Genomic DNA, 17,152 nt, shown 5'->3' on the forward strand with positions numbered 1-17,152 from the left:
GAGGCGGCGCAATACCTGCTCACCTCGACAACGCTCGCGGAGGGAGCCTTTCGGCAGGGGCTTATTCGTCGAAACAGGGGCCGCTCTGACGCACCTCGACGATGGACCACTCCACGGCGGGACACTCGTTGGCGATGGCGAGCGCTTCGTCCCGGGTGTGGACGTCGATGAGGAAGAAGCCCCCGACGATCTCCTTCGATTCGGTGAAGGGGCCGTCGCTGAAGGAGCGCTTGCCCTCGCGCACCTGGATGCGGACGCCCTCCTCGTCGGAGCGGAGCGAGTCGCTGGCCAGCAGCAGTCCTCGCGTCTGGAGGTCCGCGCCATAGCGCCGCATGCGCTCCATCCGCTCGGCGGCGACACGGCGCTCCCCCTCCGTGCTCGGCCGGGCTCCTGACTGCTGGATCAAAACCATGAACGACATCGCGTGCTCCCTTCCGGCCGGAAACGGACCGGTCCACTGACGCTCGCCTGATACCCAATCGGCCAGGGAGAAACCTGGGTTTTTTCTGACTTCCGTTTCCATCCAGGCCCAGAGCATTTTAATAGTGGTTCACAGGACGCCCGTTCAAAACCCAGCTCTATGAACTTTCTTCAGATCATGGCTTTGCGCGCTGCATCAAAACCCGACGCGCGGGCCTTCGTCTTCCTGGATGACGGAGAGAGCGAAGGCGGGAGCCTCACGTACGCGGAGCTGCAGCGGCGCACGTTGGAGGTCGGCGGCATGCTCCAGGAGGCCGGCGCGCGGGGCGAGCGCGTGCTCCTGCTGTTTCCGCCAGGTTTGGACTACCTCGTGGCGTTCCTGGGATGTCTCCAGGCGGGGGCGGTCGCCGTCCCCGCCTACCCGCCGGATCCCGCCCGGCTGGCGCGCACCCTGCCCCGACTGGAGGCGTTGACCGCGGATGCGCAGGTCCGCTTCGTCCTGGCCCCCTCCTTCATCCGCGACATGGCCCAGGGGTTGTTCGAACAGTCCGGGGCGCTCGCGCGGGCCTCGTGGCTCGCCATCGAGGACGCGGCCCCCGGACACGCGGACGCTTGGAAGGCCCCGGACACGACGCCGGACACGGTGGCGTTCCTCCAATACACGTCCGGCTCCACCGGCTCGCCGCGCGGCGTGGTGCTCACCCACGGCAACCTGCTCCACAACTCCCGGGCCATCCAGCGGTGCTTCCAGCACGACGCGGACAGCGTGGGCGTCATCTGGCTGCCGCCGTACCACGACATGGGCCTCATCGGCGGCATCCTGCAGCCGCTCTTCGTGGGCTTCCCCGTCGTGCTGATGTCGCCCATGGACTTCCTGGCGCGCCCGCTGCGCTGGTTGCAGGCGGTGTCCCGCTATCGCGCGACCACCAGCGGCGGCCCCAACTTCGCCTACGAGCTGTGCGTCCGGAAGGCGAGCCCCGAACAGGTGGCGGCGCTGGACCTGGGCTCCTGGCGCCTCGCGTTCAACGGCGCGGAGCCCCTGCACCCCGCCACGCTGGAGCGCTTCCGCGACACCTTCGCGCCCGCGGGCTTCCGCCCCGAGGCGATGTATCCCTGCTACGGCCTGGCGGAAGGCACGCTCATCGCCTCCGGCAAGGCAGCCGCCCTGCCCCTGCTGCGCGCCTTCCGCAAGGACGCGCTGGCGGACAACGAGGCCGTGCCCGTCGCCGCCACGGAGCCGGGCGCGCTCCAACTGGTGGGCTGTGGCGTGCGCCTGCCGGATCAGGAGCTGCTCATCGTGGATCCCATGCGACGGCTGCCCCTGCCCGAAGGCAAGGTCGGGGAGGTGTGGCTGCACGGGCCCTCCATCGCCCAGGGCTACTGGAACCGTCCCGAGGAGACGGCGGAGAGCTTCCAGGCACGGCGCGCGGATGCGCCCACCGAAGGCCCCTACCTGCGAACTGGCGACCTGGGCTTCCTGCGCGAAGGCGAGCTGTTCGTCAGCGGGCGCCTCAAGGACCTGATCATCGTCCGGGGCCGCAACCACCATCCCCACGACCTGGAGCGGACCGCCGTCGCCAGCCATCCCGCGCTGCGGCCGGGATGCTCCGCGGCGTTCGGCGTGCAGACCCACGGCGCGGAGCGGCTGGTGCTGGTGCAGGAGGTGGACACGCGCAAGGCGTTCGACGCCACGGAGTGCGCGCGCGGCCTGCGCGAGGCCGTCGTGCGGGAGCATGGCGTCCAGTTGGACGAGGTGGTGTTCATCGAGCCCGGCAGCCTGCCCAAGACGTCCAGCGGCAAGGTGCAGCGCCGCGCCACCCGGGCGGCCTGGCTCGAGGGCCAGCTCCAGGTGGTGGCCCACGACACCTCCGGTGCGCACGACGAAGCGCCCTCCGCCGTCCCGGAGCTGCCGCCGCTCGACGCATTGCGCGCCCTGACGTCGGACGTGCGCGACGCGCGGATCGCGGACTGGCTCCTGGCGCGCGCCTCGCTGGCGCTGCGCGTGGCCCCGGGCAGCGTGGACCGCGAGGCTCCGCTGGTGCAGTCGGGCCTGGACTCGCTGGCGTCGGTGGAGCTGCGGGCCGACATCGAGTCGGCGCTGGGCCTGTCCATTCCGCTGCCCGAGCTGTTGGGGAGCATCACGCTCACGGAGCTGACGCGGCGCTGTCAGGGCGCGCTCGACTCCGGGCCGGGCCTGGCGCTGCGGCCCACCCCGGTGCCTCGCGAAGGGGCGCTGCCGCTGTCGTTTCCGCAGGAGGAGCTGTGGCTCGCCTCGCGGCTGGACCCCAGCGGCGGCGGGTACAACATCTCCTCGGCCCTGAGCCTGCGGGGGACGCTGCGGACGGCGTGGCTGGAGGCGGCCCTGCTGGAGATCATCCGCCGCCACGAAGCCCTGCGGACCTGCTTCCCTGAAGTGGATGGGCGTCCGGTGCAGCGCATCCTGCCCGCCGGGCCCCTGGAGATTCCCGTGGAGGACCTGCGCGCGCTTGACCCAGAGGCCCGCGAGGCCCGCCTCCAGGAGGTGGCGCTTTCGGAGGCGAGAGCCCCGTTCGCGCTCCAGCACGGCCCCCTGCTGCGGGCCCGGCTGCTCTGGCTGGAGGATGCGCGACACGTGCTGCTCTTCACCGTGCACCACATCGTCGCGGACGGCTGGTCCATGCGCCTGCTCATCCAGGAGCTCACGGCCCTGTATTCCGCCTTCCAGGCGGACGTGAAGCCCACCCTGCCCGTGCTGCCCTACCAGTACGCGGACTTCGCGGTGTGGCAGCGCCAGCGGCTGACCGGCGCGCATCTGGAGTCGTTGCTCGACTGGTGGCGCGCGGAGGTGGCGGGACTTCCCACCGGCCTGAAGCTGCCCACGGACCGTGAGCCCGGAGGCCCGCCGGATGCCCGCGGCGGCATGCTGAGCACGCGGTTGTCGCCAGAGCTGGCGGCGCGCCTGCGGGAGGGCTGCGCCCGGCAGGGCGTGACGCCGTTCATGTGGATGCTCGCGGTCTTCCAGACGCTGCTCGCGCGCACCACCGGGCAGGAGGACGTCCCGGTGGGCGTCGCCGACCTGGGCCGCGCCGCCCCGGGCTCCGAGCGCGTCATCGGCAACTTCGTCAACATGCTGGTGCTGCGCACGCCGCTGGGCGGCGATCCCCCGTTCAGCGAAGTGCTGCGCCACGTGAAGGAGCGCTCGCTGGGCGCCGCCGCCCACGCCGAGCTTCCCTACGAGCAGCTCGGCCGCGGCCGGCCTCCGCTGTTCCGCGCCGCGTTCGGCACCCAGAACCAGCCGCGCGAGCGCGTGTCGCTGCCCGGCCTGGAGGTGGAGCCGCTGCTGTTCGACTCCGGTGTGTCCCGGCTGGACCTCACGCTGTGGGCGTCGGAGACACCCGAAGGGCTGCGCTGTCACTGGACCTACGCCACCCGCCTGTTCGACGCGTCCAGCGTGGAGCGGCTGCACCGTCGCTTCGTGCGCCTGCTGGAGGACTCGCTGGCGCGCCCGGACACGCGGCTTACGGCGCTCGCCCTGGACTCCGACGACGACGCGACACCCCAGCTCCAGGGCGCCCTGGGCCGGCTGGGGACCCGGCGGCGCCGCGGCGCTGGCCCGGACGGCGGCACCCCTCCACCCGGCACGTCAGGAAACCCCACCTCATGAAGGATGCCCTGTCAGGACTGGGGGCGCGCTCACGCCGCCCCGTGAAGCTGTCGCGAACGGAGCTGGTGACGACGCGCCTTCCCGAAGGCGAGGACTGTCCGCTCATCATCGAGCCCCGCGTGGAGGGGCTGGAACTGGTGCAGTGGGCGGGGGACCACCGCGCGTATCTGGAGGAGGAGCTGGCCCGGGTGGGCGGCCTGATGCTGCGCGGCTTCCGCCTGGGCGGCGTGGACGGCTTCGCGGACTTCGTGCGGGCGACGTCCGGCGCGCCCCTGCCCTATACGGAGCGCTCCTCTCCGCGCGAGGTCGTCAAGGATCAGATCTACACGTCCACGTCGCACCCGTCGGACCAGGAGATCTTTCCGCACACGGAGCAGTCCTACAACCTGACGTTCCCGCAGAAGATCTACTTCCACTGCGTGACGGCGCCCACCGAAGCCGGCGCCACGCCCATCACCAGCACCCGCCGCATCCTGCGCGAGCTGCCGCGCGACGTGGTGGAGCGCTTCGTGGCGCGCGGCTACCGCTACGTGCGCAACTTCGGTGACGGCCTGGGCCTGTCGTGGCAGGAGGCCTTCCAGACGACGGAGCGCGCGGAGGTGGAGCAGTACTGCCGCGACAGCCAGATCGACTTCCAGTGGCTGGGCCAGGGCCGGCTGCGCACCAGCCAGCGGCGTCCGTGCGTGGCCCGCCATCCGACCACCGGGGAGCTGGCGTGGTTCAACCACGCCACGTTCTTCCACGTGAGCACCCTGCCCGCGCCCCTCGTCGCCCAGCTGCGCTCGCTCTACGCCGAGGAGGAGATGCCCAACAACACCTTCTACGGCGACGGGGCCCCCATCGAGCCGGAGGTGCTGGAGCTCTTGCGCGACGCCTACCTGCGCGCCCGCGTGGCGGTGCCGTGGCGGGTGGGTGACGTGCTGCTGCTGGACAACATGCTCATGGGACACGGCCGCCAACCCTTCAAGGGCGAGCGCAAGGTCGTGGTCGCCATGGCGGACCCCCGACGCTGGGCGGACGTGGTCTTCGACGGGCCGCTGCCCGCCTGACGCCCCGCGCACACGAGAGAACACATGACGCGCAAACCCGACATCACAGGCCCCGGCATCCCTTCGCGCCGCCGCGCGCCCATGAAGCTGTCCACCACGTCGCTGGTGAAGGTGGGCAGCCTCCCTGGCGCCGAGGGCTTCCCGCTCGTCGTGGAGCCCACGCTGGAGGACCTGGACCCGGTGGACTGGGCCGCGACCCATCGCGAGTGGATCGACGCGAAGCTGCAGGAGTCCGGCGCCCTGCTGTTCCGCGGCTTCCGCGTGCCGGATGCCTTCGCCTTCCGCGCCTTCGTGGGAGCGCTCAGCAGCGAGCTGCTGGACTACGTGGAGCGCGCGGCGCCTCGCACGCAGGTGGCGCCCAACGTCTACACCTCCACCGAGTTCGCCGCGGATCAATCCATTCCGCTGCACCACGAGATGTCCTACTCCCACAACTGGCCCTCCCGGCTGTGGTTCTTCTGCGACGTGCCCTCGCCGGTAGGAGGTGCCACACCGCTCGCGCCGGAGCGACTCGTCACGGCGCGCATCCCGGAGGACATCCGGCGGCGCTTCCTTGAGAAGAAGGTCATGTACGTCCGCAACTACGGCGAGGGCGTGGACCTGTCCTGGCAGGAGGCGTTCCAGACGCAGGATCGCGCGGAGGTGGAGCGCTACTGTCAGAGCTGCGGCATGACCTGCGAGTGGCGCGACGGCGACCGGCTGCGCACGCGCGCGGTGCGACAGGTGATGGCCACCCACCCGCGCACCGGCGAAGCGCTGTGGTTCAACCACGCGCCCATCTTCCATGAGACGAACCTGTCCCCTTCCGTGCGCGAAGCGCTGCGGGCCCAGTTCCGTCCGGACGAGATGCCGCGCAACGCCTTCTATGGCGACGGCAGCCCGCTGGAGCCCGAGCTCCTGGAGCGCATCCGCGGCGTCTACGCCGACGCCACCGTGCGCTTCCCCTGGCAGAAGGGCGACGTCCTCATGGTGGACAACTTCCTCGCGGTCCACGGACGCGACCCCTTCGAGGGCGAGCGCTCCATCCTGGTCGCCATGGCCGAGCTGTACGTGAGCCCGGGCCCGGCCTGAGCAGCATGCCGCCCCGTCCTCCCCTCCCCTTCTTCCTTCCGCACGCAGGAGCAACACGACGATGAGCATCGACGAGATCGAGGGCTATCCCCTCTCCGCCGAGCAGCGGCGCCTCTGGGCCACCGGCGGCCCGTCCGGCACGCAGCGGGTGCGCGCGGAGCTCCGCCTCACGGGCCCCCTGCGCTTGGACGCACTCGAGCGGGCCCTGGCCGAAACGGGCCAGCGCTATGAGGTCCTCCGCACGCACCTGTCGCGGCTGGCCGGCATGAGCACGCCGCTGCAGGCCGTGGCGGAGCTGTCCGTCGGACTCCACCGGGGTGTTCCTCCGCCGGAGCCCGTCACCCAGACTCCGGAGGAGGGCCCGCTGCGCTGCACGGTGCACTCGGAGGACGCCCAGCATCACCGGCTCTGGCTGGAGCTGCCGGCGCTGTGCATGGATCCGTTCGCGCTGCGCGACCTGACGACCGCGCTGGGCCGCGCCTACGCGGGCGAGCAGGGTCCGGACGAACCGCTCCAGTACATCGACTACGCGGACTGGCAGCGCGAATTCCTCGCGGGCGAGGACAAGGCCGAGGCCGCCGCGTACTGGCGCCAACTGGCGGAGTCCCTCCCCGCGCCCACGACCCTGCCCTACGAGCGCAAGGAAGGCGCCCGGGCGCCAACGTCCTTCCAGGTGCTGGAGGCGGAGGTGGCGGACACCGGGCCGCTGCGCGCGCTGGCGGGCCGCTTCAGCGTGGAGCTGGACACGCTCACGCACGCCGCGTTCCAGGCACTCCTGTGGCGGCTGACGGGGCGCGGGCCCGTGGTGTCCACGCTCCGGGTGGATGGCCGTGCGTACGAACAGCTTGAAGGCGCGCTGGGCACCTTCGCCCGTTCGCTGCCGGTGGTGACGACGATCCCTACCGACTACCGGCTGGTGGATCTGCTGGAGCGGCTGCGCCAGACGCACGCGGCCCACCGCAAGCACGCCATCGCCTTCGACGCGGACGCCTACCCCTCGCTGGTGCCGTCCGCCGCGCAGGCCCCGTGCGCGTTCCGCTTCGTCTCCTGGCCCGACGAGGAGCACGCGGGCACGCGCTTCCATCTGGAGCGATTGGAGGCACACGAGGACGTGGCGGGCCTGATGCTCGCCGTCACCGACGACGGCCATCGCCTCGCGCTGCGCCTGGAGTACGACGCGGGCCGCTTCGAGGAAGCGGACATGCGGCGCCTGCTCCAGACCTACCGCGTCTTGCTGGACGAGCTGGTCGCGCACCCCGAAGCCCGCCTGGGGACGCTGCGCCTGCTGGACGCGGAGGAAGAGCGCCGCGTGGTGCACACCTGGAACGCCACCGCGCTGAGCGTGGAAGGCGGCTGCGTCCACGAACACTTCGCCACCGTGGCGGCCTCCCAGCCGGACGCCATCGCCCTGGTCTGCGAGGGCGTGCGGTTGACGTTCCGCGAGGCCAACCGGCGCGCCAACCAGATTGCCGCGCACCTGCGCGCCATCGGTGTCGCGACGGGGGACGCCGTGGGCCTGTGCATGCCCCGGTCGGTGGACGCCATCGTCGCCCTGCTGGGCATCCTCAAGGCGGGCGCGGCCTACGTGCCGCTCGATCCGGAGCTGCCGGCGAAGCGGCTCGTCTTCATCTTGGAGAACACGCGCGCGTCCGTCGCCGTCACCACCGCGGAGCTGGAGGGGCGCCTGGAGGGCTTCACCGGCACCCGGGTGCGCCTGGACGCGGACGCCGCGGACCTCACCTCGCGAAGCGACGCGGATCCTTCGCTGCCCCTGGATCCGGAGCACGTGGCCTACGTGCTCTACACGTCCGGCTCCAGCGGCCAGCCCAAGGGCGTGATGGTGCGCCACCGGGGGCTCACCAACCTGGGCGCGGCGCTCGAACAGGCCATCTATCGCGGACGCGGCCCCCGGCTCGCGGTGGGCCTCAACGCGTCCCTGGCCTTCGACGCCTCCGTGAAGCAGCTCATCCAGGTGTGCCAGGGCCACACGCTCCACGTGCTCACCGACCGCATCCGGCTGGACGGCAAGGCGCTGGCGGCCTCGCTGCGCGAACACCCACTGGACGTGTTGGATCTCACGCCCACGCAGTTGCGGCTGCTGCTGGAGAACGAGGACGGCGTGAGCCTGGCCACGCTGCCGGTGCTGCTGCTGGGGGGCGAGGCCATCACTCCGGACCTCTGGAAGCGCCTCGCCCTGGAGGGGCGCGGTGCCTTCAACCTCTACGGCCCCACCGAGTGCACGGTGGACACCACGGCGGTGGCCGTCACGGCCCAGGCGCCCGAGCCCACCATCGGTGGAGCGCTGGCCAACGTGCGCGTGTATCTGCTGGACGCGGACGGGCGGCCCGTACCCGTGGGCGTCCCCGGTGAGTTGTTCATCGGCGGGGACGGCGTGGCGCGGGGCTACCACGGCCGGCCGGACCTGACCGCGGAGCGCTTCGTGCCCGACCCGTTCAGCGGCGTCCCCGGCGCGCGGATGTACCGCAGCGGGGACGTGATGCGCTTCAACGCGCAGGGGCAACTTGTCTTCATGGGCCGCGCCGACTTCCAGGTGAAGGTGCGCGGCTTCCGCATCGAGCTGGAGGAGATTGAACAGGCCCTGGGAAGCCACGCGTCGGTGAAGCACGCCGCCGTCGTCGCCCGAACCGATGCGCAGGGTGAGCAGCAGCTCGTGGCCTATGTGGTCCCCAAGCGCCGCCATGGCACCCGGCTGGACTCGCGCGCCCGGTACGCGCTGCCCAACGGCATGGCGGTCCTCCACCAGAACAAGAACGAGACGGACTACCTCTACCGCGAGCTGTTCCACGAGCGGCTGTACATCCGCCACGGCGTCCAGCTCCCGGCACGGGGCGTCATCCTGGATGTCGGGGCGAACATCGGCATGTTCTCGCTGTTCGCCAGCCTGAACGCGCCGGAGTGCCAGGTGTATGCCTTCGAGCCGCTCGCGCCCCTGTACGAGACGGCCGCCGCGAACTGCGAGCTGTACGGCCCCCGGGTGAAGGTGTTCCCGGTGGGGCTGTCCAACCACGAGCACTCCGCGACGTTCACCTACTACAGCCGCTACACGATGATGTCCGGACAGAGCGAGTACGCGAACGCCGGGGACGAGGTGAGCGTCATCAAGACGTTCCTTCGCAACCAGCGCACCGCGGGGGACTCGGCCGCGGACACGCTGCTGACCAACGCGGACGAGCTGCTGGAGGGCCGCTTCGCCGAGGAGCGCCACACGGCACGGCTGCGCCGCCTGTCCGATGTGATGCGCGAGGAGGGCATCCACCACGTCGACCTGTTGAAGGTGGACGTGCAGCGCGCGGAGCTGGACGTGCTGGAGGGCATCGACGCGGAGCACTGGCCGGGCATCCAGCAGGTGGTGATGGAGGTGCACGACGCCCGGGGCCACGCGAGCGAGGGCCGGGCCCAGCACATCACCGGGCTGCTGGAGTCGAAGGGCTTCCGCGTGCGGGTGGATCAGGATCCGCTCCTGGAAGGCACGGACCGTCACAACCTCTATGCCTGGCGCGAGGGCGGGCCGGTGGTGGCGGCCCCGGCCTCCGCCGCGCTGGACGCGAGGACGGTGGCGACCCCACTCACCGACGACGCGGTGCGCACGCACCTGCGGCAGGTGCTGCCGGAGTTCATGCTGCCGCGCCATGTGGTGTTCCTGGATGCGCTGCCGCTCACCCTCACCGGCAAGGTGGACCGCAAGGCCCTGCCCGCGCCGGAGGCGGTGGCGTCCAGCGCGCGCGCTGCGTACGTGGAGCCGCGCAACGAACTGGAGCGCCGCATCGCGGCCGTGTTCGCGGACGTGTTGAAGCTGGAGAAGGTGGGCATCCACGACGCCTTCTTCGACCTGGGTGGGCACTCGCTGCTGCTCGTGCAGGCGCACAACCGGCTGGGCAAGGTGCTGCAGACGCCCCTGTCCATGCTGGATCTCTTCCGCCATCCCACGGTGGCCTCGCTCGTCGCGTTCCTGGAGGTGGGCCAGACGCCCGCGCGCGAGACGACCGAGGACGTGGACGAAGCCGCCCGGCGCCGGGTGGAAGCCATGAAGCGTCAGAAGGACCGCAGCAAGGGCAGGGGTGACACATGAGCGGCACCGGTGGACAGGAAGGGCTGGAGGGCATCGCCGTCGTCGGCATGGCGGGCCGTTTTCCCGGCGCCGCGGACGTGGACGCGTTCTGGAAGAACCTCCGCGAGGGCGTGGAGTCCATCCGCTTCTATTCCGAGGCGGAGCTGCTGGACGCGGGCGTGTCCCCGGAGCTGCTGGCGGACCCCGCCTACGTGCGGGCCAACGCGGCCCTGGAGGGCGTGGAGCTGTTCGACGCCGGGTTCTTCGGGATGAACCCCGGCGTGGCGCAGATCACCGACCCGCAGCAGCGCGTGTTCCTGGAGGTGGCGTGGCACGCCCTGGAGCACGCGGGCTACGACTCGGAGCGGTTCTCTGGTGACATCGGCGTCTTCGGCGGACTCAGCATCAACACGTACCTGCTGGAGAACCTGGCCGGCAACCGGCAGCTCATCGAATCCCACGGCCTGCTCCAGGCGGCCATCGCCAACCGGGGCGATCACCTGGCCACGCTGACGGCCTACAAGCTCAACCTGCGCGGTCCCGCCTTCACCGTGCAGAGCACCTGTTCCACCGCCCTGTCCGCGGTGCACCTGGCGTGTCAGGCGCTGCTCTCGTACCAGACGGACATGGCCCTGGCGGGCGGCGTCGCGGTGCGCGTGCCGCAGACCATGGGCTACCTGTTCCAGGAAGGGGGCGTGGCCTCTCCGGACGGACACTGCCGCCCCTTCGATGCCCAGGCGAAGGGCACCGTCTTCGGCAGCGGCGCCGGCGCCGTCGTCCTCAAGCGTCTGGAGGACGCCATCGCCGCGGGCGACACCATCCACGCCGTCATCCGGGGCTCGGCGGCCAACAACGACGGCGCGTCGAAGATCGGCTACACGGCGCCCTCCCCCGAAGGCCAGCGCCGCGCCATCAGCATGGCCCTGGCGGTGGCGGGCGTGTCCCCGGAGACCGTGGGGTACGTGGAGTGTCACGGCACCGGCACCGTGCTGGGGGACCCGATAGAGGTGGAGGCCCTCACCCAGGCCTTCGGTGCGAAGACGCAGCGGCGGCAGTTCTGCGCGCTCGGGTCGGTGAAGAGCAACATCGGCCACCTGGACACGGCGGCGGGCATCGCGGGGCTCATCAAGACGGTGCTCTGCCTGAAGCACCAGCAGCTTCCGGCCACCCTGCACTTCGAGTCGCCCAACCCGGCCATCGACCTCCAGAAGAGCCCCTTCTATGTCAACGCGCGCCTGAGCGACTGGGCCCGGACGGCCACGCATCCCCGGCGCGCGGGCGTGAGCTCGTTCGGCATTGGCGGCACCAACGTGCACCTGGTGCTGGAGGAAGCGCCGCCCGTGCAGGCCGCGCGTGCGTCCGACGGCTGGCACACGCTGGTGCTGTCGGCGCGCACCGCGAGCGCGCTGGAGGCCCGGACGGAGGAGCTGCGGCGGCACCTGCAAGCGCACCCGGAGCTGGACCTGGCGGACGTGGCCTTCACGCTCCAGCAGGGGCGCAGGCCATTCGACGTGCGGCGCGCCCTCACCTGCCGCTCGCTGACGGACGCGGTGGAGACCCTGGAGCGCCTGCCCCCGGAGCGCACGTGGACGGGCAAGGTGGAGGGCCATGCCCGCTCCGTCGCGTTCCTCTTTCCCGGCGTGGGCAGTCAGCACCCGGGCATGGCGCGCGAGCTGGCCGAAGCGCTGCCCGTCTTCCGCGAGCACCTGGACACGTGCCTCTCCGCGCTGGACGCGGCGCTGGGCATGGACCTGCGTCCCCTGCTCTTCCCCCGTCCTGGCGCCGAAGCCGCGGCCGCGGAGGCCCTGTCCCATACGCACGTGGCCGAGCCCGCGCTCTTCGCGGTGGAGTACGCGCTGGCGGCGACGTGGAAGGCCTGGGGCGTCCAGCCGCGCGCGGTGCTGGGCGAGGGCATTGGCGAGTACACCGCCGCGTGTGTCGCGGGAGTGGTGTCCTTCGCGGACGCCGTCACCCTGGTGGCGCTGCGCAGTCGGTTGGTGAAGCGCCTGCCCGAGGGCGCCATGACGCTGGTCATGCTTCCCGAGCAGGAGCTTGCGGCGCTGCTGCCCCTGCACGGCCTGTCCCTGGCCTGGGTGGGGCGGCCCTCGGTGGGCACGGTGTCCGGCCCGAAGGCCGGCATCGAGGCGCTGGAGGCGGGGCTGCGGCAGCGGGGCGTCGCCTTCCGGCGTCTGCTGGGAGACCGGGCGCTCCAGTCACCGGACGTGGATGGCATCAGCGCGGAGCTGGGCACCGCCGTGCGACGCGTCTCCTTCCAGCCCCCCACCGTCCCCTTCTTCTCCGGCGTCCACGCCGGCTGGGTCACGGGGACGGAGGTGGCGGACGCGTCGTGGTGGGCGTCGCAGTTGCGGCGCACGCTGCGACTGTCGCCGGGAATCGAAGCGCTGTTCCAGGAGCCGGACCGGTTGCTCCTGGAGGTCGGCCCGGGGCGGACCTGGCTCAACATCGCCCGGCTGCACCCCGCGAAGTCCCCCCGGCAGACGGTGCTGGGCTCGCTCGCGCAGGACGTGAAGGAGGCCTCGGAGCCCAAGGCGATGCTGGCCGCGCTCGCGCGTCTGTGGGTGTCCGGCGCGCCTTTGGACTGGGAGGGCGTGCATGCCGGGGCGTCGCGACGTCGCGTCCCGCTGCCGCAGTACCCCTTCGAGCGGCAGCGGCTGTGGCTGGACCCGACGCCGCGCACCCCCGCGCGCACCGTGACGGAGGAGCCGCTGCCCCCGCGCCGGGTGGATCCCGCCGACTGGTTCTTCGTCCCCTCGTGGAAGCGGACCGCGCCGCCGGTGCCGGCCTCGCGCGAGCCAGAGCGCGTTCTGCTCTTCGTGGACGCCTTCGGCCTGGGGGAGCTGCTGGCCTCCCGCCTGGAGCAGCGCGGCCACACCGTGCTGCGCGTGGAGCGGGGCATCTCCGGAGCCTCCGGGGCCTCCGCGCCGGCCGCTGGCCGCTACACGCTGGATCCCCGCTCGCCCGGTGACTACCGGCGGTTGTTGCAGGAGCTCAAGGATCAGGGCCGTTCGCCCGCGCGCATCGTGCACCTGTGGAGCGTGGATCCGCAGCGATCCTCGGGCTCGCGCCTGGACGTGCTGCCCCGCGTGGAGGAGGCGGGCTTCCGCAGCTTGATGTACCTGGCCCAGGCGGTGGGCGCCGTGTACGCCACCACGCCCGTTGAGCTGCAGGTGCTCGCAAGCCAGCTCTTCTCCGTGTCGGGTGAGGAGACGATCTGTCCTGAGAAGGCCACCCTGCTGGGGCCCTGTCTCGTCATCGGACAGGAGTACCCGAACGTGCGGTGCCGGCTCATCGACGTGCCCCTGCCCACCCCCGGCAGCACCGGGGAGGCGGGGCTCGTCGGGCACCTGCTCGCGGAGGTGGAGTCGCACGCGGTGGACGCCGTCACCGCGTGGCGTGGGCGACACCGCTGGGTGCGCACGCACGAGTCCGTGCGCCTGGAGGCACCGGAGGGCCGCGTGCCCCGGCTGCGTCCGGGGGGCGTGTACCTGATCACCGGCGGCCTGGGCGGCATCGGCCTGGTGCTCGCACAGGACGTGGCGAGGATGGCGGGGGGCGGCCGGCTGGTGCTGCTGGGCCGTCAGCCACTGCCGGACCGCGCGACCTGGAGCGCCCTGCTGGAGTCGCAACCGCAGTCACCCCACGCGAGCATCATCCGCGCCATCCGCGACCTGGAGCGCGGCGGCTCCGAGGTGATGACCGTCGCCGCGGACGTGACGGACCGGGCGCGCATGGCCGAGGTCCTGGCCGACGTGCGCGCGCGCTTCGGCGCCGTGCACGGCCTCATCCACGCGGCGGGCGTGCCGGCGGGCGGCGCGCTCCAGCTCAAGACGGATGAGATTGCACAGCGCGTGTTCGCCCCCAAGGTGCGGGGCACGCTCGTGCTGGACGCGCTGCTGGAGGGCCAGCCGCTCGACTTCGTCATCCACTGCGCGTCCCGCACCTCCGTGCTGGGCGGCTTCGGACAGGCGGACTACGTCGCGGCCAATGCCTTCCTGGACGCCTGGGCGCACCACAAGTCCCTCACGTCCTCCACCTTCACCGTCGCCGTGGACTGGTGTTCGTGGCGCGACGTCGGGATGCTCGCCAACGCCGCCGGAGCGAAGGCCGCATTGCCGATCCGAGCCCCCGCACCGGCCGTCAGCGGCGCGCCCGTGGAGCTGGGACACCCCCTGCTTTCGCGGCGGATGCCCTCCGCCCCCGGCACGGAGGTGTACGAGACGGTGCTCCGCGTGGACACGCACTGGGTGCTCGACGATCACCGCATCCTGGGCAACCCGGTCATCGCGGGTACGACGTACCTGGAGATGGTGCGCGCCGCGTTCGCGCAGCGCTCGGAGCGCCAGGACCTGGAGATCTCCGACGTCTACTTCCTCACCCCGCTGTCGGTGCGCGTAGGCGACCAGCGCGTGGCGCGACTGGAGCTGACCGACGAGGGCGCGGAGGGCTTCAGCTTCCACGTCAGCAGCCGGAGCGCGGAGGGCGCGGACCTCATCCGTCACGTCATGGGACGGGCGCGGGTGATGGCCTCCACCCCGGCGCCCCAGCACGACCTGGCGGCGCTCACGGCGGGCTGCCCCACGGTGAAGGTCTTCACCGACGACGACTCGCACGACGAGGACCACGGCCCCCGGTGGCAGTGCGTGCGGCAGGTGCGCTGGGGCGAACAGCAGGTGCTGGCCACCCTGGAGCTTCCGGCCGAGTTCGCCTCCGACCTGGACGTGATGAAGCTGCACCCGTCGCTGCTGGACAAGTCCATTGGCACCGGGCGCGACTTCATCCTGGGCGCGGTGCCGTACATGCCGTACTCGTACCAGCGCCTCGTCTTCCGGCACCCCTTCACGCGCCGCATCCACGTGCACACGCGCTCGCACGGCGAGGGCTCCAACCGCAGCGAGACCCCGGCCTTCGATCTGCGGATCATGGACGACACGGGCCGGGAGCTGGTGGAGATCACCCGCTTCGCGCTCAAGCGCGTCAACGACGTGGGCGCCATGTACAAGAACCTGGCGAGCCGCGACGCCGCGCCCGCCGCCGCGGTCGTGAGGGCACCGGCCGCCTCACCCGCCTCCGCCCCCGCGGAGAATGTCTTCCAGCAGATCCTCCGCCAGGAGGCCATCTCCCCGGAGGAGGGCGTGGACCTGCTGCGGCGCGTGCTCGCGAGCGCGGACCTGCCGCAGGTGGTGGTGTCCACCCGCGACCTGAACGCCCTGCTGGCGCGCGGCCTCATCCACACGTCGCCCTCCAAGGCCGCCGAGGAGCAGGTGGAGGCGGAGGCCAGCACCGACGCGTCCTCCCAGGCCATCCGGCGGCCCCGGCCAGAGCTGCCCGTCCCCTTCCAGGCTCCCGAAACGAAGTTGCAGGAGCAGCTGGGTGACATCATGCGGGAGATCCTCGCGGTGGACCGGGTGGGCCTGCGCGACAACTTCTTCGACCTGGGCGGCGATTCAGTGATGGCCATCCAGATCGTCTCCCGCATCAAGAAGCGCCTGGGGCGGGAGATCGCGGTGGTACAGCTCTTCGAGGCCCCCACGCTGGGCGCCCTGGCCACGCTGCTGGGTGGCGCGGCGGGCGGCCTGGAGGACGCGGCCTCTCCGCAGGCGGACGCCACGCCCCCCGGCGAGGACAGCGCGAGCCGAGGTGCGCGCCGTCGCGCCAAGGCCATTGCCCGGCGCGGTCCCGAGGGCGAGTAGCCCAAGGCCCCGCCGGCCTCGACACCCTTCTTTTTTCTTCTTCCGATTCCGACGACACGAACCCCCCGCGGTGACATCCATGAAGGTCGAAAGCCCTCTTTCCGAGAACGTCGCGCAGCACCTGCGCACGCGGCTCGAACAGTCCGCCCGCCGTCCCCTCTCCCCCCAGGAGCAGGCCGTGCTGGACACCGAAGGCCCCAAGGCCTTCATCCTCAAGCAGCTCTTGTCGAAGAAGTTCCGCAAGTGGTCCGTGGACGCGGACACGCAGCAGAACATCACGCGCACGGTGGACACCGCGCTGAAGGAGCAGAAGCCCATCGAGCTCGTGCACCCCATGGGCGGCTACAAGATCTGGCGGCTGCCGTCCTCGCCCGAGGTGGACTGGGCGGAGTTCTTCGGCATCTCCCACATCCTCCAGTACCTCAGTGGGATCGCCGCGGGGTACGCGCCCGGCGTGCACATGCAGTTCTTCATGTACACGTTCCTTCCCCAGCGCCACGACAACATCAGCGAGGGGGACATCGAGCGCTACGTGAGCTCCTTCCAGGCGCTGCTGGACGCGTTCAGCGAACACCTGCCGTCCAACGTGAAGCTCTCCATCGTCCGGGACGCGGCCTTCTACAGCCGTGAGGAGTACTTCGGGCTGCTGGACGAGCGGTACGAGATGATGGCCATGGGGTTCAACGACTTCCCGCAGAAGCAGCGGGACACGTTCCTCACCTGGGCGCGCCAGAACATCCAGTGGAAGGGCGTGGAGGACTGGACCCAACTGACGCACGAGCAGAAGGAGGAGAAGATCCTCCGGGGCGCCGTCTACGAGGTGGTCGGCATCTACACGGTGGAGAAGACCGCCGAGTTCATCATGGGCGGCCAGCGCATCGTCGTCTTCGTGTCGCCGGGCACCAACACCATCGGCATTGGCAGCACGAAGTCCTCGCGCGCCAAGTTCTGGATTGGCACCGGCGTCCTGGAGGACCGCGAAGGCGCGCTCTACGACGTGGTGCTCACGCCCAGCCAGTGGGAGCGCACCGCGGACCTGTCCCGCACCGTGCTGGAGGTGAGCCTGCTGCCGCTGCGCAACCTGGGCAGCATCCAGGTGGTGCACCAGCGGCTGGACTTCTCCCAGCCCGGTGAGACCTCCCCCGCCGCCACCGGCTAGTCGCGCGCCTCCCCGCCGCTCCCCTTCCTT

Annotated in this window: 7 protein-coding genes; 6 read left to right on the forward strand and 1 reads right to left on the reverse strand. The window is 71.4% G+C overall.

Annotated elements, in window-relative coordinates:
- Positions 1 to 61 precede the first annotated feature (61 nt).
- The gene (locus tag OV208_RS27545) at positions 62 to 421 is read right to left on the reverse strand and encodes a YciI family protein (protein WP_267576896.1); all 360 of its coding nucleotides are present in this window, start codon (positions 419 to 421) and stop codon (positions 62 to 64) included.
- A 177-nt stretch (positions 422 to 598) separates the two neighbouring features.
- Here OV208_RS27545 and OV208_RS27550 point away from each other — a divergent pair, with 177 nt between their 5' ends.
- The 6 genes from OV208_RS27550 to OV208_RS27575 all read left to right on the forward strand — a co-directional run bounded on the left by OV208_RS27550 (position 599) and on the right by OV208_RS27575 (position 17,122).
- A complete protein-coding gene (locus tag OV208_RS27550) occupies positions 599 to 4,063 on the forward strand; it encodes a condensation domain-containing protein (RefSeq protein WP_267576897.1) in 3,465 nt (1,154 codons plus the stop codon).
- Entirely contained in the window at positions 4,060 to 5,112 is a 1,053-nt protein-coding gene (locus tag OV208_RS27555) for a TauD/TfdA family dioxygenase (RefSeq protein WP_267576898.1), read from the forward strand. The genes OV208_RS27550 and OV208_RS27555 overlap by 4 nt, the downstream gene beginning before the upstream one ends.
- 24 nt (positions 5,113 to 5,136) lie before the next feature.
- On the forward strand, positions 5,137 to 6,183 hold the full coding sequence (locus OV208_RS27560; protein ID WP_267576899.1) for a TauD/TfdA family dioxygenase: 1,047 nt from the start codon (positions 5,137 to 5,139) through the stop codon (positions 6,181 to 6,183).
- A 61-nt stretch (positions 6,184 to 6,244) separates the two neighbouring features.
- The gene (locus OV208_RS27565; RefSeq protein ID WP_267576900.1) at positions 6,245 to 10,273 is read left to right on the forward strand and encodes an amino acid adenylation domain-containing protein; all 4,029 of its coding nucleotides are present in this window, start codon (positions 6,245 to 6,247) and stop codon (positions 10,271 to 10,273) included.
- Positions 10,270 to 15,963: an SDR family NAD(P)-dependent oxidoreductase gene (locus OV208_RS27570; RefSeq protein WP_267576901.1), complete on the forward strand. Its 5,694-nt coding sequence runs from the start codon at positions 10,270 to 10,272 to the stop codon at positions 15,961 to 15,963. Before OV208_RS27565 ends, OV208_RS27570 begins: the two co-directional genes overlap by 4 nt.
- 79 nt (positions 15,964 to 16,042) lie before the next feature.
- On the forward strand, positions 16,043 to 17,122 hold the full coding sequence (locus tag OV208_RS27575) for a hypothetical protein (protein ID WP_267576902.1): 1,080 nt from the start codon (positions 16,043 to 16,045) through the stop codon (positions 17,120 to 17,122).
- Positions 17,123 to 17,152: the final 30 nt, after the last annotated feature.

It is taken from the genome of Corallococcus sp. bb12-1 (assembly GCF_026626765.1).
Lineage (GTDB): Bacteria > Myxococcota > Myxococcia > Myxococcales > Myxococcaceae > Corallococcus > Corallococcus terminator.